Origin of the sequence: Tumebacillus sp. BK434 (genome assembly GCF_004340785.1) — a bacterium.
Lineage (GTDB): Bacteria > Bacillota > Bacilli > Tumebacillales > Tumebacillaceae > Tumebacillus_A.
The window spans coordinates 625,030-642,881 of the sequence record NZ_SLXS01000001.1 but is presented as its reverse complement, the minus strand read 5'-3'; the positions used below and the strand labels follow the sequence as shown (position 1 = coordinate 642,881).

The 17,852-nt window shown below is 59.6% G+C and carries 10 protein-coding genes; 3 read left to right on the top strand and 7 right to left on the bottom strand.

The window, feature by feature from the left end; all coding sequences use genetic code 11:
- Window positions 1–39: 39 nt before the first annotated feature.
- The 4 genes from EV586_RS02030 to EV586_RS02015 all read right to left on the bottom strand — a co-directional run bounded on the left by EV586_RS02030 (window position 40) and on the right by EV586_RS02015 (window position 2,978).
- Entirely contained in the window at window positions 40–543 is a 504-nt protein-coding gene (locus EV586_RS02030) for a DMT family transporter (RefSeq protein ID WP_165898163.1), read from the bottom strand.
- A 100-nt stretch (window positions 544–643) separates the two neighbouring features.
- Window positions 644–1,339, bottom strand: a complete 696-nt coding sequence (locus EV586_RS02025) for a LexA family transcriptional regulator (RefSeq protein ID WP_132943398.1) — start codon at window positions 1,337–1,339, stop codon at window positions 644–646.
- Window positions 1,339–2,220, bottom strand: coding sequence for an acyl-ACP desaturase (locus EV586_RS02020; protein WP_132943850.1), 882 nt, complete (start codon window positions 2,218–2,220; stop codon window positions 1,339–1,341). The genes EV586_RS02025 and EV586_RS02020 overlap by 1 nt, the downstream gene beginning before the upstream one ends.
- Before the next feature lie 233 nt (window positions 2,221–2,453).
- Window positions 2,454–2,978: a hypothetical protein gene (locus EV586_RS02015; protein WP_132943397.1), complete on the bottom strand. Its 525-nt coding sequence runs from the start codon at window positions 2,976–2,978 to the stop codon at window positions 2,454–2,456.
- Between the two features lie 67 nt (window positions 2,979–3,045).
- Here EV586_RS02015 and EV586_RS02010 point away from each other — a divergent pair, with 67 nt between their 5' ends.
- Window positions 3,046–4,008: an MBL fold metallo-hydrolase gene (locus tag EV586_RS02010; RefSeq protein WP_132943396.1), complete on the top strand. Its 963-nt coding sequence runs from the start codon at window positions 3,046–3,048 to the stop codon at window positions 4,006–4,008.
- A gap of 359 nt (window positions 4,009–4,367) precedes the next feature.
- Here the strand turns inward: EV586_RS02010 and EV586_RS02005 are convergent, their stop codons facing one another.
- Both EV586_RS02005 and EV586_RS02000 read right to left on the bottom strand, forming a co-directional pair.
- Complete coding sequence (locus tag EV586_RS02005; protein ID WP_132943395.1) at window positions 4,368–5,966, bottom strand: serine hydrolase; 1,599 nt, start codon at window positions 5,964–5,966, stop codon at window positions 4,368–4,370.
- Window positions 5,960–7,546 carry a serine hydrolase gene (locus EV586_RS02000; RefSeq protein ID WP_132943394.1) on the bottom strand — a complete coding sequence of 529 codons (1,587 nt, stop codon included), beginning with the start codon at window positions 7,544–7,546 and terminating at the stop codon, window positions 5,960–5,962. Before EV586_RS02000 ends, EV586_RS02005 begins: the two co-directional genes overlap by 7 nt.
- 264 nt (window positions 7,547–7,810) lie before the next feature.
- Here EV586_RS02000 and EV586_RS01995 point away from each other — a divergent pair, with 264 nt between their 5' ends.
- Complete coding sequence (locus EV586_RS01995) at window positions 7,811–9,484, top strand: GGDEF domain-containing protein (RefSeq protein WP_132943393.1); 1,674 nt, start codon at window positions 7,811–7,813, stop codon at window positions 9,482–9,484.
- Window positions 9,485–9,760: 276 nt separating this feature from the next.
- On the top strand, window positions 9,761–11,347 hold the full coding sequence (locus EV586_RS01990; protein ID WP_132943392.1) for an aldehyde dehydrogenase family protein: 1,587 nt from the start codon (window positions 9,761–9,763) through the stop codon (window positions 11,345–11,347).
- A gap of 60 nt (window positions 11,348–11,407) precedes the next feature.
- On the opposite strand, the gene EV586_RS01985 is transcribed toward EV586_RS01990, so the two are convergent.
- The gene (locus EV586_RS01985; protein WP_132943391.1) at window positions 11,408–17,782 is read right to left on the bottom strand and encodes a non-ribosomal peptide synthetase; all 6,375 of its coding nucleotides are present in this window, start codon (window positions 17,780–17,782) and stop codon (window positions 11,408–11,410) included.
- Window positions 17,783–17,852 lie beyond the last annotated feature (70 nt).

The following is a 17,852-nucleotide window of genomic DNA, read 5'->3' as shown; positions in this document are numbered from 1 at the left end:
TATTTAACATTTTAATAAATATCGCAAGGGAGAACAATATCATTTCGTTGAAAATTTGAACAAAATACTTTTGCCGAAAAACCGCGCATTCATAACCAAGGCGATGCTCAGCAAGATGATCAGCAGACCGCCTGCCGTCGCCAACGTTACTTGTTCGTTCAGGAACAAGGCCCCCCACAAGATGCCGAACACCGGGACAAGAAAGGTCACGCTCAGCGTTTTGACCGCCCCGACGTTTTGAATCAGCGCAAAATACAGCAGGTAGGCCAGCGCCGTGCAAAAAATCGCCAATGCCAGCACCGACAGCGTCACTTCAACCCCCGGCACCTGCTCCGGCAACGTCACGGCGGCAAACGGGAGCAAGAGCAGCGCAGCGGCCAGCTGTTGTCCGATCGCCATGTCAAGCGACCGCTCGCCTTTAAACTGCCGTGCCGAAAACACGCCGGCCACACCGTAAAACAGTGCCGCTACCAGTGAACAGCCGGCCGGCAGCAACAGTCCTTTTTCCCCGCTCTGTGCATCCCAGCCGACCAGCACCGCCACGCCAATTTTGGAAATCTTGTCATCTCATCAAAAATCAAAAACACCCGACCCTGTTCAGGGTCGAGTGTTTTGCCATGTTGATCTTGCTGAAGCTTCCTGCTTACTGAAACGAATCGTCCATCTTCTGGCGCAAGAATTCGGCCATGACCTGCACTTCCTCCTGGTTCAGGTCGGGCAGGCTGTGGTGGAACTGCTGTACCAAGCCGCTCATCTTCGGGTCGAGCTCCCGGCCGACCGAGCGGATCACCACGCCGGAGACGGTGCCGACGAACATCGCCAAGAGCACTTCCGGCTGTTTGATGCCCGACGAGACCTCGATCACCACACGCTTCATTCGATCGTCCATCCGCGACATGTAGTGAATCAGCCCGCCGAGCATCCACACGCAAAATTCCAGATTCTGCTCGACGCCCGGAGATGCCTGCAGGATGCGGTTCTGCGCCTCGCGCACCGAACGCTTTTCCAGCGCTTGGGCGATGTGTGACACCTGTTCCCGCACCGTGTTCCAGTCGGCCAGCGCCGACAAGCTGCGGCGCACCGGGCGGAAAAGTTCAAACGCCGCCTGTGTCGGCGAATACAGCACCACCGAGCGCCCCGTCTCGTTTTCGTTGACCGAATAGGAGCGCGCCAAAAAGCCCGCTTTCTCCAATTCTTTCAACACATCGTAGGCTGTCCATTTGCTGACGCCGACCGAATCGGCGACCGCCGCGTAGTGCACCGGTTCTTGCTCCACCTGAAACAGTCGCACCAGATGTTCCAGGAACTCCAGTCGGCGCTTCGTGAGCTTGATCGCCATTACGCGAAACGTCTTGCGATGCGGCCCAGGCGGTCGCAGTGCTTCAGGATGTCCAGCCGGGCCTTCTCCGCCTCGACGGTCGTCGGGCGCAGCGCTTCGATATCCCAGTACTCGACCAGTTTCATCACGACCTGGTTGTAATAATGGGACGGGCCGTAGCCGACTTCGCGGGCGATCACCTTCATCCGTTCGTCGTAGTCCGGAATGTTGTTCCCCGGCATGAAGAAGCCGAGCAGCACGCGGGCTACGTACATCAGGTAGTTCGGCTCCAGCTCCAGATGCGCTTTGACGACATCGCGGTAGAAGGAGTAGTGCAGCGATTCGTCTTTCGCCAGACGGCGCAGCAGCACGGCCAGGGTCTCATCGTACGGCGAGGCCACTTTGGCCACGTTCGTGTAGAACACCAGCGTCGCCAGCTCTTGGAACGACGCGTACGTGATCGCTTCGATCGGCGTGGTGAAGCTCGACTCAAACCCGCTTTCCACCACCGTGCGGCGCAGCTTGTGCAGTTGCTGCGGATCGGCGTTGCGGGTCAGAAGCAGATAGTTCTCCAGCAGGTTGCTGTGCTGATCCTCTTCGGCGACCCAAGTGTGGATGAATTCCTGCATAACGCCAAGCGAACCGGTAAAGGTCGAGCTGAGGTAGGTGGTGAACCATGGCAGGTTGACTTCGGTCAGCAGCGCCGTTTCAATCGCCATCGCCACGGCCGGCGGCAGGGTCCGCTGTTCGATGCTCCAAGGAATCTCTTTGAAACTGCGACCTAACTCCCACGGGACAAATTCATGATAGCTCCAGTCGATGTTGGCGGCACGTTTCTTGTGCTCTTCGTATAAGTCGATGATTTTTTGTTCGAGTCGTACGTCGAGGTTCGGAAGCAGGATCATTGTGTGTCAATTCCTCATTTCTGTGTGTGTTTCGATATTTTCAATTCTTGGGCGCAGTTTCAGCAGATATACCCAAAAACACAAAAAGACCAAAAAGACCAAAAAAGCCTGTTCCCATTGTCTCTTCCTTTATCCAAAGTGTCAAGCAAATAAAAAAAGAACGAGCTATTTCTCGTTCTTTGTCAAAAAATCGCCATTTTTCAACCTAAATCGAACTTGCAGATCCAGCGTCACACATAATCCCAGCGGCTCTGGTACTCGTCAAGCCGGGAGGTCGGGAGAAGCCCTTGTTTGCGGTCGATGACCAAGCGGACTTTTTTGATCACTTCCTCGAACGAAGCGAACGTCGAGAAGAGGTTCGCATAGCGGTCGGTCAGATACAAGAAATACGGTGCGCGGTAGCTTTCCTCAAAATAGCGCACGATCAACTCCATCGGCGTGTACTTCTTGCGCTTCTCCTCCCATTTGTCCACAACGATCGGCAGCGTGGATGGCGAGTCATCCGCCAAATACATCAGATGCTTCACCCGCGTGTGGAACGCTGACACTCCATCTTCGCCCATCGTCCGCAGCGTCTTCTCGTTGTGCGGGAACAGCACGACCTTCGTAAACCGCCGCGTCTCCGCCAGCTCCACGATTCTCGCCAAGTCCGCTTCTTCGAACCCTTCAAAGGAATCCAGCACGAACAGCGTGCCTTTTTCCACCGCTTCGCCTTCGCTGTGCCCGTAGTCGACCAGTTTTGAACGTTTCGCCATCATCGTTCACCCCTTTAGATACATGATACAATAGAAGCACCGAAAAAGAGAAAAAAGGAGCAAAGCGATGAAAGTCTTGCTGTGGCTGCTCGGGATTCTGGTCTTCTTCATCACCGCTTTGACGGCGCTTGTTTGGCTGCAATATAAGCGGTTGCGCCGGATGCAACCGCAACCGATCTATAAACACCCCCGCCACAAGCCCGCCCCCGACGAGTGGTCCGAGGAGCAGGTGACGGTGAGCTGGATCGGCCACTCGACGCTTGTGTTGAACATCCTCGGGAAAACGATCATCACCGACCCCGTCTTTTCGGAAAAAGTCGGCGTGTCGCTCGGCGGACCGCTGGTGATCGGGCCGAAACGGCACACGGCGGCTGCCTTGACGGTGGAAGAAACCGGCGCACCAGACCTGATTTTGTTGTCGCACGCGCATCTCGACCACTTCGATCTTCCGTCGCTGAAACGCCTGCAGAACCGCTCCACCGATGTGATCACCGCGCAGAACACGTCGCGGCTCTTGCAGAAGTTGTCGTTTCGGCGCGTGCTGGAGCTCGGCGGCCGCGAGCGGGTGGAACTGGACGACGGGCTGACGATCACGGCGGTGCCGGTCAAACACTGGGGACGGCGCTTTCCGTGGAACGCAGATTACGGCTGGACCGGCTACCTGATCGAATACTGCGGCGTGCGGCTGTTTTTCGCCGGTGACACCGCGTATACCCCTTCATTTAAAGAGCTGCGCCGCTACGGCCCGATCGACATCGCGTTCCTGCCGATCGGCGCCTATTCCCCCGATTCTTATCAAGGCAATCACTGCACGCCGGAGCAGGCCTGGCAGATGTTTTTGGACAGCGGCGCGCAGCACCTCGTCCCGATCCACTGGGACACGTTCGTGTTGTCGCACGAGCCGGTCGACGAGCCGTTGCAGCGGCTGTTGCAGATCGCCGGTGCGGACGCCTCCCGCATCCTGCTTCGCGAACATGGAGAGACGTTCACTTTCACACCTGCCGTGCTGCACGAAAATACCCCTTGCTGACCGCAAGGGGTATTCCCGTTGACCACTCGTTACTGTTTGTAAATGACCCCACTCACATCTTTAATCGCAGGACATCTAACGTGTCCTTGGAGTAAGAGTACAACAATGTAGAATATTCGGTCAACCCGTTTTTAGTAGTTCTTCTCGTTTTTCGTAAGTGAAATGTACTTAACAACATTAACGATAAGTAAAAAGTCCCATGATGATCATGGGACTCTTCCTGCCAACCGATCATTTTCTAGCCTGACGAACGGCCGAAGATGCGTCCTGATGCCCTTTACCGACTTGATGGTTCTGGTACCCCGGTATCAAAATCGCCCACGCGAACGGGCAGTTTGCGAACAAGCTGAAAGTATGAATTAGAGGCGTGTCATCTCCCAGCCCATCATCGCCAGGTAGGAGGTGACACGGCCGTCTGCGCCGATCCGGAACTCGATCGTCTTCGCATACGGTCCTACGAACAGGTGCGGAGCCACCGGCAGCAGCGTCTCTTTAAAGTCGGAGCCGTGCTCCAACTCTTCCACGGTGAGCGCTCCGTCTTCGATGGCAATTCGATACGGGCCGATGTAGCGGTCATGCGAGTAGAGTCCTTCGTAAGCGGCCAGCCAATGCGGCTCCGGTCGGAACTTCGGATCATACTCGATGCGGCAGCAGCGGGTATTGTTTGCCATCACATGCTCGCACGGATGTTCCCCGTTCGGCACAAAGCGGAGCAGCAGTTCCCGCACCCCCTGCTGATTGTAGCCTGCATACTGGTCTTGGAACGGGCGCAGCTGCAGCGTATTGCCGTTCACGACGGCACGCAGCTCCTCGCCGTCCTGCTCGACGACGATCAGCCCGGCCGTGCTGCCGAGGTACGCCCCCGCATAGGACGGCCACAGGGTCGGATCTGCTTCCAGCGTCGGTTTATCCGCCATCTCCGCCGCCCGGTCGGGCAGCAGGCTGTCGAGGATCGGTGCGATCACTTTGTCGTGCGGGAACGGGCGGTTGTTCATGATCACCACCGCCACCTCGTCTTCCGGCGCAAGGTAGAAGTTCGCGCTGTACGTGGAAATGTCACCGAAATGAGTTGCCAGCCAGACGCCTTTGCGCTGCACCTTGAAGAAAGTCAGGCCCATTTCATAGCCGATCGAGGATTGCAGCTCCACTTGCTGCGCCTGCATCTCCTGCACCGTCTCCGGTCGGAGCACTTGACGACCGTCAAACGTGCCGTTTTGCAGATGCATGCGCATAAAGTTCAGCAGGTCGTTGGCAGTCGTCATCAGATAGAACGACGGGTGGTGCGCCACATTTTCCGGCATTTTGTGAACGACTTCATAGCCGTCAGGAGTCAGGTTGTGCGGCAAGGCGAGCGGATAGGTCATCGCCACGGCCGGATCGTACGTCGAGCGCTTCATGCCGAGCGGCGCAAACACCAGCTCCTGCACCAGATCGTCAAAATAGCGTCCGGTCACCGCTTCTGCGACCCATCCGGCGATGTCGAGGCTGTAACAGTTGTAATTGAACAGCTCGCCCGGCCGGGAATACAGCTTGACGTGCGGCAGCTCTTCGCGCACGAAGTTGCGCAGACCTTGCGGATCACGGCTGCCGAGATACGTGCCTGCGTTGACAAACCCGGCGCGGTGCGTGAGCAACATCCGCATCGTCACGCTTCCGGCGGCGTCCGCATCGGACAGCGCGAACTCTGGCACATACTCTTGAATCGGCCGGTCGAGGTCGATCTTGCCCTGCTCGACCAATTTCATGATCATCGTGCCGGTGATCACTTTGGAGACCGAACCGACGCGAAAGATCGTGTCGGCCGTCACCGGCGGTCCGCCGTTTTCCGCATCGGTCACGCCAAAGCCGCGGGCCAACAGCACGTCGCCCCCTTTGACGACGGCGATCGACAGCCCCGGCACTTTCGCGGCTGCCATCTCCTGCTCGATCAGCGTTTCAATTTCCTGGATGTTTAACATGCGCTTGCCTCCCGTTTGAACAGCCAGCCGCCTTGCACGCCGACGCCGTTCACCTGTCCTGTTTCATCCTGATAAAACTCCACATAAGGAATGTCCGTACCGGCAAAGCGCGCACCGTCCACCGCTTGCAGCACGCCGTCGCCCAGAACACCGGTGAAACGCAGCACCGACTCCCCCTCGACCGTCACGGTCACCTTCAGGTATCCGCCGTGCGAATAGGTGCCCGCATAGGCGGCCAGCTCTTCGGATGTCAGCCGGAACGCCGCGTCCCGCTCGATGCGCTTGAGCGGCGTCTTGTCGATCATCAGATAGGAAGTGCTGCCTGTCACAAAACCGACAGACGCTGCCTCCTGCCCCTGCTCATCGCGAGCCATGTACAGCTCGTCCCGCACATGCTGCAGCGCGTACGTCTCGCCGTGCAGGGTCATGCTCAATTTCCCCTGCTCCGCCTGCACGTCGGCAAGGCCGATCTTTTCCCCGAGATAGGCGCCCGCATACTGCGCGATGTCCGCCTCATTCGTATTGTGTTGAACTTCCGGCCGCTTCGCGTCCGGCACGAGCGCGTCAAAGACATGATGGATGATCTTCATCACATTCATGTCCCGGTTGTGCAGCACGACCACGGCGATTTTTTGCTGAGGAGCGGAAACCCAGGCGCTGCCGAACGAATCGATCCCGCCGAAGTGCCGGACTTGCAAAAGATTATGATCATAGCTCAGAAAGACATGCAGCCCGGACGCAGACGGAACGGCCGTGTGCAGATCCGCTTGCGGCTTGTGCATCTCGGCGAGCAGTTCCGGCGTCAGATACGGCGCTCCGTCGACCTCCCCGCCCTGCAAATGAAGCAGCGCAAAGCGGGCCATGTCGCGCACCGACGAGATCACGCCGAGCGCCGGGGCGTCTTCCACGCTTTCCAAATAGTGCCGCTTTGGCGTGAGTTTCCCGTCCGCCTGCTTCTCGTGCGCCAGTGCGCATGGCCAAGTCAGCGCCTGCAGCGGATCGAGCGTGCTGCGCGCCATCCCGAGCGGGCGAAACAGCTCCGCTTCCATCAACGCGGCAAAACGCTGCCCGGTCACCCGCTCCGCCACATACCCGGCGAGCGAGGAGTTGCGGTTGCTGTAGCAATAGATCTCTCCCGGCGCCGCAAACAGCTGCTCCCGAGGCAGCTCCTCGCGCACAAACGCAGCCAGCCCGCTCGCGTCGCGCCGGCCGACAAACGTGCCTCCGTCGCGAAAACCTGCCGTATGTGCGAGCAGCATCCGCAACGTGATCTGCCCGGCCACCGCATCGTCCTGCAGCGCCAACTCCGGCACATAGTTCCGGATCGGCACATCCAGGTCGACCAAGCCCTGCTGCACCAGCCGCATGATCAGCGTGCCCGTCATCGGCTTCGTGCAGGAGGCGATGCGAAACAACGTATCGGCCGTCACCGCCATGCCGCCTTCGCCTGCAGCGGTCACGCCAAACCCATTGGCATAGACGATCGCTTGATCCAACACGACGGCAACCGCCGCACCTGGCACGTCGCCGGTCGCCATCTCCGCTGCGATCACACGTTCCAAATCCGCGGTATTTAACAAGGAAATCCTCCCCTTAAATAATTTTTCTCTCGTTCAGCATCGAAAACAATGGGCTCACCCCCTGTACAATCCTCTATTAACTGGGAATATTACCAGTTTTCGTCGCAAGATTCCAGTCCTATTTTTCCGAAAACACTTAATAAATGCCACTTTAATAAGCAGTATTATTTATCTATATTTTTCTATTGTTTAGAAAGGTGTTGAGAAATCTGTGTAGAATGCTTTAGCTAGTTAATTAGCTGTTATTGAAAGGAGATTTCAGCCGTGACATTTTCACGTCTGGCCGGGTTGTCCACGGCGTTCGGACTTGCACTGCTTGTCACCGCTCTTGTCCGGTTCACGCAGCCAGTGGTCTCCTTGTCGGATGCACCAATCTTGCTCACCTTGTTTGTGCTGTATGCGATGACCGAGTTGTTCAGGCTCAAGCGCAATCATTTCGTCATCTCTTTGTCGCTGAGCGTAGACCTGCTGATCTTTTTAAAATTTGGTCTGGCACCGGTCGTGCTGATGAGCCAATTTATCTTCTTTTTCGCGCGCTGGTACCAGGAGGGCAAAGTGGAGTTCTGGAAAGTGCTCGCCAACAGCGGCATGTTCCTGTCGGCGGCCGGCTGTGCGGCGATCGCCTTTTATGTGACGGGCGGTTCCCATCAGGCACTGTTGCATGACAACTACGTTCCGCTGCTGTCTTATATCTGCGTGCACTATCTGGCCAACCATCTCTTCCTTTACCTGTTCTACCGCACCATGCACGTCACACAGGATCAATCCTATGTCATGAATGTGAAGTTCGACCTGTTTTCCACGCTGTTTGCGACCTCGCTTGGCGTCGTCGTGATCCTGCTCTACGAACAGGACGGACTGCAAGGACTGCTGGCCTTCGGGCTCCCGCTGGTGCTCTGCGTCTATGTGTTCAAGCTGTTCAACGACCTCTATCGCTCTTCATCGCTCTTTCGCAACCTGACCCGGCTGACCGGCTACTTTTCCGGCGAGCTGGCGGCCGACGTGATGTTTGGCCGCGTCACCAAAGAGCTGCCGAAGTGGTTTGAGCATGTGCACTGCGTCATCTTCGTGCGCGAAGAAGACCAGCTGGTCGTGCGCTCGACATCGGACGGCATGACAGCGAAGGAGGTGCAGGCGCTGGAAGCGTACCTCCGCGTGTATGTGCCGAACCAGGAAGCGCCGACACTGCGCCAAGGGTGCCTCGACCAGGGGCTGGCCAAACACGGCTATAACACGTTGCTGATCTCCCCGTTCAAAGGCACGGAGCGCCATGTCGGCTTCTGCTGTTTGATCGGCACGAAAAAAAGCGAGTTCGACGCGACCACGCTCGATGCGATCTCCATCCTCGCCAACCAGCTCACCGTCTCCTACCGCAACGCCATGCGCTATGCGAACATGGAGAAGCAGAGCTTGTACGACGAGCTGACGGAACTGCCGAATCACCGTTTTCTTGAGCGCCGACTGGCTGAAGAGATGGAGCGGATCACCGATGCGCCGCTCTCGCTGCTGCTGATCGATCTCGACCACTTCAAACAGGTCAACGACCGCTACGGCCACCTCGCCGGCAATGCTGTGCTCGAGCGCGCCGCCCGCCTGTTCGAAGATACGGTGCGCAAAAGCGACTTTGTCGCCCGCTACGGCGGCGAGGAGTTCCTCGTGCTGCTGCCTGGCGCCAACCGCGACGTGGCGGCCGGCATCGCCGAACAGATCCGCGCGCGCATGGCGGCCGAGAAGTTCACCGTGCCGACGCTGGAAGGCGAAACGCTGCACATCGAAACGACCGTCTCGATCGGTGTCGCCACCTACCCGAGCGATGCGGAAGACGGTCAGCAACTGCTCCGCTATGCCGACCGTGCCATGTATTACGGCGCGAAACGAGCCGGCCGCAACCGCGTTGCAGTGTACCGCCAGGACGACACCCCTGAAGACGCACAATAAAAACCGCCTCCTTCACCGGAAGCGGTTTTTTACTTCTTCTTCGCTTTCAGCACCACTTCAAACGTGGCGATCACCAGAAAAAAAGCGAATGCGAACTGCATCCCGACGGCGACCGTCCAGACCAGCGGATCATTCATATCCATGCGACCAGCCCTCCCCGCACTTGTGCTTGAGACATTTTATGCGCAGGCGATGGCAAAAAGAAATGATACTCTTTTTTCGAACGATCCAGTACAATAAAATTGAACTTATGCGTCTAAAAGGAGTGAACATCCTATGACATATATGACTCAATACAACCCGGCCACCGGCGAAGCGATCACCGAGATCCCGGAGACTGACGCTTCTGCCGTGCAAGCGGCGATGAAGCGCGCCCGCGACGCGTTCCCGGCCTGGTCCCGGACGCCGCTTGACGTGCGGCTCGGCTGTCTCAAGCGCCTGCGCGAACACCTCGTCGACCAGATGGATCCCGTGGCCCAAGACATCGCCAAAGCCACCGGCAAAGTCCAGGTCGAGGCTGTGATCGCCGAGATCTTCCCCACGGTCGACACCTTGCGCTACATCGAAAAAAATGCGGCGCGCATCCTTGCGCCCCAGCGCGTCAAAACGCCACTTCTCTTTTTCGGCAACCGCTCGTACGTCGAATACAAGCCGATGGGCGTCATCGGTGTGATCTCCCCGTGGAACTACCCGCTGTACCTGTCGATCGTGCCTGTGCTGTCCGCGCTGATCGCCGGCAACACCGTACTGTTCAAGCCATCCGAAGTCACCCCGCTGGTCGGCGCCGTCATCGAAGACCTGTTTGCGGCGGCCGGATTTCCGCCCCACGTTGTGCAAGTCCTGCACGGCGGCCGCGAGACCGGCCAGGCGGTCGTCGCAGCCAGACCTGACAAACTATTCTTTACCGGCTCCGTCGCCACCGGCAAAAAAATCATGGCCGCCGCTGCCGAGCACCTCATCCCGGTCGAGCTCGAACTCGGCGGCAAAGACCCGATGATCGTCTTCGCCGACGCCAACATCGACCGCGCCGTCAAAGGGGCGCTGTGGGGCGCGTTCACCAACGCCGGCCAAGTCTGCATGTCGGTCGAACGCGTCTACGTCGAAGCATCCGTCTATGACGAATTCGTCCGCAAAGCGATCGCCGCGACGCAAAACCTTCGCCCCGGCATCGACTACGGCTCCATGACCTATCCGCCCCAGCTTGCAGTCGTGGAAGAGCATCTGGCCGATGCCCTTGAACAAGGCGCCAAGATCGAGTGCGGTGGAGCCCGCCAAGAACCAGGGCTTTACTTTGCCCCGACGGTCCTGACCGGCGTGACGCCCGGCATGCGGATCATGCGCGAAGAGACGTTCGGACCCGTGCTGCCGATCATGCCGTTCCAAACTGAGCAAGAGGTGATCGCTCTCGCCAACGACTCCGACTACGGCCTCAACGCATCCGTTTGGTCCCAAGACCTCCGGAAAGCCAAGCGCGTCGCGTCCCAGCTCATCTCCGGCAACGTATGCGTCAACGATGTCATCACCACCGTCGCCAACCCGCATCTCCCTTTCGGCGGTGTTAAACACAGCGGCATGGGCCGTTATCACGGTCCGGAAGGCCTGCACACCTTCAGCCATCAGACCTCCGTCATGGTCAACAAAGGCACGAAGCCCCAAGAAATCAACTGGCACCCCTACACACCTGAGCTCCACGACGCCTTCAACACGCTTACGCGTGTTCTGTACGGAAAAAACCGCTCCGCTCCCTTCTATAAACTCAAGAACTTGATCACGCAGGTGCTCCGCACCTACAAAAACCAAAAAACCGCACCACAAACTTCCTCCCTCCCCCAACCGCCACAAAACAACCAGATCCCGATGTAACCCCCCCACAGACACATAAAAAGGACTGTGCAGAAAGCACAGTCCCTTTTTGAATACAGATTAAAAAAGATCGTCCAGCACAAATGCTGCTTCCTCCACCACAAACTGCGAAAGACGCATCGAGGGGTCTTCTGCCAGTTGCTCCAACACCCGCGTATACTGCGCCAAAAACCCTTCAATCGTCTCCCCGGCAAAGCGCAGCGGATTAAACCGGGTCATCACCAAAACATCCGCTTCCCCTTCAAACACATCCACATGCAAGTCCAGTTGCACCGAAGGGTCGCCCGCAAACCGATTGTGGACATAATCCCGCACATCCAGCCCCCAAGGCGCAAACAGCTCAGGCATTGATCGGTTGGTCAGCGTCACGCCTGCCTCCAGCACCATCTCATCGAGATGAGCATTCTGGCCCACAAACACCACCTTGTAGAGCGCCTGCGCAGCCAGCCCGTTCGCCCGCAGATCCTGCAGCACCAGATCGAACGGATAATCCTGATGAGCATACGCCCCCACCGCCGTCTCCTTCACCCGTTCAATCGCCTGCAGCCCGCTCGGATTGCCCGAAAAGTCTGTCCGCATCGCCACCGGATTCACCAGCACGCCAAGCACGCCTTCCAAATCCGGATGACTGCGCCCCGACAGCGGCGCACACACCGTGACCTGCTCCTGACGAGAAACCAGCGACAGCCAGATCTTATAGCCGGCCAAGAGCAGCACATACATCGTCGTGCCTTGAGCTGCTGCCAGCTCACGCAGTTTCCCTGTCAACTCCGCATCAAGTTTCCAATTCCGCAGAAACTCCGTTTCCGGCGCTGCTGGCGGAGCAGCAAAATCATAGGGAAGAGCAGGCGCGCCAACATCCTCCTGCAGCCGTTTCGCCCAATACGCCCGCTGCTCCTCCAGCTCCCGGTTGCCGAGCAGCCGGTTCTGCCACGCCGCATAATCTGTATATTGCACCGCCGGAGCCATCGGCTTCTCCTGATACAGCGTGCTCAGATCCTGCATAAACACCGCTTCCGACCAACTGTCATACGCGATCGGATGCAGCGTGATCACCAGCAGATGCTCCTGCTCCGCCATCTTATACAGCCCGGCGCGGAACGCCGTCTCTTCCCGCAGATGAAACGGTGTTTCCTGTTCCCGTCTGACCGCCTCAGCCAGCGCCTTCCAGCGCTCTTCCTCCGGCAACTCCATAGTATCCGTATACACAATCGGCTGCTCCAAGGTCTGCTGCAGCACCTGCACCGGCAGCCCGTCGCGCTCCGCAAACGTCGCCCGCATGATGCTGTGCCGCTCGCACAGCGCCGCATAAGCCCTCAAGAACCGCTGTGCATCGAGCGGACCGTCGATCCGCTTCGCACTCACCCCGCCGCATGCATTCAGCGGTTCCATCAAATACTGAAACCAGAACCGCTTCTGCGCATGAGACAGCTCATGCTCCCCCTGGCCGCCCAAGCGTTCAATCGCAACAGGAGTGCGTTGTTCCCCGCGGCCGTGCAGATTCTGCACATACTCCGCCAAGCCTGCCACCGTCGGCGCCTCAAACAGCACCTTCAGCGGCACGTGCACCTCCAGTTTCCGGTTGATCCGCGACAAGATCCGCGTCGCCGTCAGCGAGTGGCCGCCCAGATCAAAGAAGTTGTCATAAATCCCAACTTCCTTCACCTTCAACAGTTCCTGCCACAGCTCCGCTATTGCCCGCTGCAGCTCCGTCTCTGGCGCTGCAAACCCGACATGCAAGTCTGGCCGCTCCTCCCCCGGATCGGGCAGCGCCTTGCGATCGATCTTCCCAGAAACTGTCGTCGGCAACGCACCTTCCATCTTCACAAACCGCCACGGCACCATATACTCCGGCAAACGTTCGCCCATAAACGCCCGCAGCGCTTCCGGCGTCACGTCGTCCTCCTGCCCGGCGCGCGGCACACAATAAGCGGCCAGACGATACCCGTCGCTGCCTTTAAACGCCTTCACCGACGACTGTTCCAGACCCGGATGCGCCGCCAACACCGCTTCGATCTCCCCGACCTCCACGCGCTGTCCCCGCACCTTGATCTGGTCATCGAGGCGGCCGAGGAACATGATCCGGCCATCGCGGCGGAAATATCCGCGGTCGCCCGTCTTGTACATCCGCTCGCCCGGCACAAACGGATCGGCCACAAACGCTGCCGCCGTCTTCTCCGGGTCATTCAAATACCCGCGTGCCAGCCCGATCCCGGCCAGATACAAGTCGCCCGGCACCCCGACCGGCACCGGCTGCAGCTGTCCATCCAGCACGTAGCAGCGGTTGTTATCGAGGGGACGTCCCACCGACACGATCTCCGTTTCCCGCGCATCCTCTTCTGTGCAGGTGTGCACCGTCGAGTCGATCGACACCTCCGTCGCCCCCCACGTGTTGTGCAGGAGGCAGCCCAACTTCTCCTGAAACGCACGCACCAAGTCGGAGCGCAGCGCTTCCCCGGACGAGCCCACGTGCCGCAGCGCTTTCAACTGTACGCGGTCTGCTTCCGTCACCGCGTCCACGAACAGCGCCAACATGCTCGGCACAAACGTGAGGAACGCCGCCTGATACTCGATCGCCGCATCCAAAATCGCCCGCGGATCTTTATGCAGCCCCGGCTCCAGCAACGCGATCCGACCGCCGGCCAGCAGCGGCCAATAAAACTCGCAAGCCGCATCATCAAACGTCAGCGTCGTCTTTTGCAACACGGTTTCGCCCGCTTGCAGCCGATAGTGCCGCTGCATCCACAGCATCCGGTTCACCCAGCCCTTGTGCGTCGAGCAGACCCCTTTCGGCTTGCCCGTCGAGCCGGACGTATAATAGATCGACACCAGATGTTCGGACGTCACAGCCGAAACGGGCGGGTGATCCGGACAGCCGTGCAGCGTCTCCGCCAGATCCAGCTCCAGATACACCACACCAGCCGCTGGCATCTTCTCCCGTAACCGGCTCTGGATCAAACAGACCGGCGCTTTTGCATCTGTCAAAATCTGCTCAATCCTCGCCGTCGGCGCATCCGTATCGAGCGGCACATACGCCCCGCCCGCCTTCAAGATCCCGATCAGCGCGACCACCAGCTCCAGCGAGCGCTCCAAACAAACGCCAACCGCCACATCCGGCCCCGTTCCCAGCTCGATCAGCCGATGTGCCAGACGGTTCGCCTGCTCCTCCAGCTCCCGATAGGTGAGCTGCTGCTCCCCATAGACCGCAGCCACCGCATCCGGCGTGCGATTCGCCTGTGCCTCAAACAGCTGGTGCAACAGCAGCTCCTCATCAAATTCCACCTGTGTCTTATTCCAGCCGAACAGCACCTGCTCGCGCTCCTTGTCCGTCAACAGCGGCAACGCGCCGATCGCCCGCTCCGGCTCCTGCGCGATCCCATGCAGCAGCACGCGGAAATGCGCCATCAGCCGGTCGATCGTCGCTTCCTCGAACAGCTCCGTGCTGTATTCCACCTGCGCCAACAGCCCGTCCGGTTGTTCGGTCATCATCACCGTCAGATCAAACTTCGCCGTCCCGCTGTCCAGCTCTGTGACCGTCGCGTTCAGCCCTGGCAGCTCCAATTCTGCCATCGGCACATTTTGCAGCGCAAACACCACCTGGCAGAGCGGTGAAATACCCGGGCTCCGCTCCGGCTGCAGCTCCTCGACGAGGCGCTCAAACGGCACGTCGCCATGCGCCAGCGCTTCCAGCGCCGTCACGCGCACCCGCTGCAACAGCTCCGTAAACGGCGGATTCCCCTGCAGATCGGTGCGCAAGACCAGCGTGTTGACAAAAAAGCCGACCAGCCGCTCCACCGCCGGATGATTGCGCCCCGCCACCGGTGAGCCGACGATGATGTCCGTCTCGCCCGAATAGCGGTGCAGCAGCGTCTGAAACGCCGCCAACAGCGTCATGTACAGCGTCACCCCTTCGCGTCGGGACAACGCCTGCAAGCGTTCGAGCAGCTCCTGCTCCAAGCGGAACGTCTTTAGCTTCCCGCGCTGCGACGGCTGTGCCGGACGCGGGCGGTCGGTCGGCAATTGCGACAGGGGCAGCGTTCCGCCCAGCTTTTCCTTCCAATACGCCACCTGCCCGTCCAGCCGCTCGCCAGCCATCCGCACCCGCTGCCACGCCGCGTAGTCGGCATACTGCACACCAAGCTCCGCCGGCCGTTCTGCCGTCGCGCCTGTGAAGAAGCGGTACCAAGCCGCCAGCTCCGCATATAAAATCCCCTGCGACCAGCCGTCCGAAATGATATGGTGCATCGTCAGCAGCAGCACATGCTCCTCATCGGTCACGCGAAGCAGCCGTGCCCGGAACAGCGGACCTGCCGCCAGATCAAAGGGCATGCCCGCCTCCCGTTCCGTCTCCAAGTCCGCCTGCTCCCGGTCCAGCTGCTCAACTTGCAGAACGACCGGCATCGGGTCCACAATCACCTGCAGCGGCTCGCCATCCACTTCCGCAAACACGGTGCGCAGCGTCTCATGACGGCGCACGATCTCCGTCAAGCCTGCCTGCAGCGCCTGCACTTCCAGCCGTCCCAGCAGTTCGATCGCCACCGGGATATTATACGCCGCGCTGTTCGGCTGCAGCCGGTCGAGGAACCACAAGCGCTGCTGGGCGAATGACACGCCGGCCGTCCCGCATTCCCCTTTCGGCATCGGCTGCAGCGGGTGAACAACCTCACGCCCGGACCGCTCCGCCGCCAAGCGCGCCACATCCTCCACCGTCTCCGCCGCAAACAGGTCGCGCACCGTCAGCTCAGCGCCCAGCCGCTCGCGAATCCGGGCGGCCGCCTGCGTCGCTTGCAGCGAATGCACGCCCAGCTCCCCGAAACGATCCTGCATCCCGACCGGCGCGAACCCCAGCACTTCCTCCCAGACCTGCACCACAGCCAGCTCCAGCGGGGTCGTCGGCGCCACATATCCGGCCGACAGCTCCGGGCGTCCTTGTTCCGGCGCGGGCAACCCTTTGCGGTCCACCTTGCCGTTTGGCGTCAACGGGAGCGCGTCGAGCAGCACATAGCGCGACGGCACCATATACTCCGGCAGCCGTTCTGCCGCCACCGCCCGCAGATCGGCCGCCGCGCACACCGTCCCGCGCTCCGGCACCACGTACGCGACCAGACGCTGCTCGCCCGGCACCTCCTCGCGCAGCACCGCCGCCGCCTGACGCACGAGCGGTGACGTTTCCAGCACGCGCTCGATCTCGCCCAGCTCCACGCGGTACCCGCGAATCTTCACCTGATCATCGGCACGCCCGACAAAAGCCAGCGATCCGTCCGGCAACAGTTCCACCAAGTCGCCGGTGCGGTACATCCGCGCCCCCTCCTCCGCAGAAAACCGATCGGGCAAAAAACGCTCCACTGTCAAATCGGGCGCTCCGTGATACCCGCGCGCCACTTGCCCGCCGCCGATGAAAAGCTCGCCGGACTCACCTGGGGAGACCGGCTGCAGCTCGTGATCCAACACATACACAGCCGTCCCCGGCAGCGCCTTCCCGATCACATGAGCCCGCTCTGCCGCCTCCACGCGCTGCAAAGTCGCCCACACCGTGCACTCGGTCGGGCCGTACGCATTCCAAATCTGGGCATCGGTCGCAAGCAGCCGCTGCGCCAGCGGTGCAGGCAAAGCTTCCCCGCCTGTGACCACGCGCATCTCCGGCGTGCCTCCCCAGCCCGCATCGAGCAGCAGATGCCACGTGACCGGCGTCGCCTGCAGCATCGTCACCTGCTGTTCCTCCAGCAAGCGGCGCAGTCCCGCGCCGTCCCCGGCCAGGCCGCGCTCGCCGAGAATCAAGCGGGCGCCCAGCGTCAACGGCAGGTACAGTTCCAACACCGACATATCGAACGCAAATGAAGCGAGAGACAATTGCACATCGTCCGCACCCAGCTTCATCACGTCAGCAAACACTTCCAATAAGTAATAGACAGAGCGGTGTTCCACCGCGACACCTTTGGGCTTGCCGGTCGAGCCGGATGTGAAGATCACATACGCCAAAGCGTCTGCATGCGCAGAACCACCCGCATTTTCATCCCAATTTTCTGAAATTCCCGTCGGCAGCTCTTCCCGCAGGTCGTCCAGCCAAACGCGTTCCGCCTGATGAGCGGGCAGCACGTCTTGCAGTGCCTGCTGCGTCACCAGCACTTGCACATCGGCCATGCTCATGATGTGCGCCAGGCGCTCCGCCGGATACGACGGATCGAGCGGAACATACGCGCCGCCCGCTTTCCAAATGCCCAGCAACCCGACCATCATCCAGACCGAACGGTCGGTACAGATCCCGACCAATTGTTCAGATGCAACGCCGTTGGAACGCAAATCCGCCGCCAGACGGTTGGCCAGACGGTTCAGTTCGCGGTACGTCAGCGACTCGCCGCCGCTCACCACCGCAACGCGGTCGGGCGTCCGCACTGCTTGTTCTTCAAAAAGTTGATAGATGCAACGTTCGCTCATCGAAGCCGCGACCTCCTCTAACACTGGTAACTCTTACTTTATAATAACAATAAATAACTAAAATAAAAAG

What these genes read in the sequence shown, in the direction of transcription:
- EV586_RS02025 (WP_132943398.1), bottom strand. Translation starts at nt 1,339, where the DNA reads ATGGCGATCAAGCTCACGAAGCGCCGACTGGAGTTCCTGGAACATCTG.
- EV586_RS02015 (WP_132943397.1), bottom strand. Translation starts at nt 2,978, where the DNA reads ATGGCGAAACGTTCAAAACTGGTCGACTACGGGCACAGCGAAGGCGAA.
- EV586_RS02010 (WP_132943396.1), top strand. Translation starts at nt 3,046, where the DNA reads ATGAAAGTCTTGCTGTGGCTGCTCGGGATTCTGGTCTTCTTCATCACC.
- EV586_RS02005 (WP_132943395.1), bottom strand. Translation starts at nt 5,966, where the DNA reads ATGTTAAACATCCAGGAAATTGAAACGCTGATCGAGCAGGAGATGGCA.
- EV586_RS01990 (WP_132943392.1), top strand. Translation starts at nt 9,761, where the DNA reads ATGACATATATGACTCAATACAACCCGGCCACCGGCGAAGCGATCACC.
- EV586_RS01985 (WP_132943391.1), bottom strand. Translation starts at nt 17,782, where the DNA reads ATGAGCGAACGTTGCATCTATCAACTTTTTGAAGAACAAGCAGTGCGG.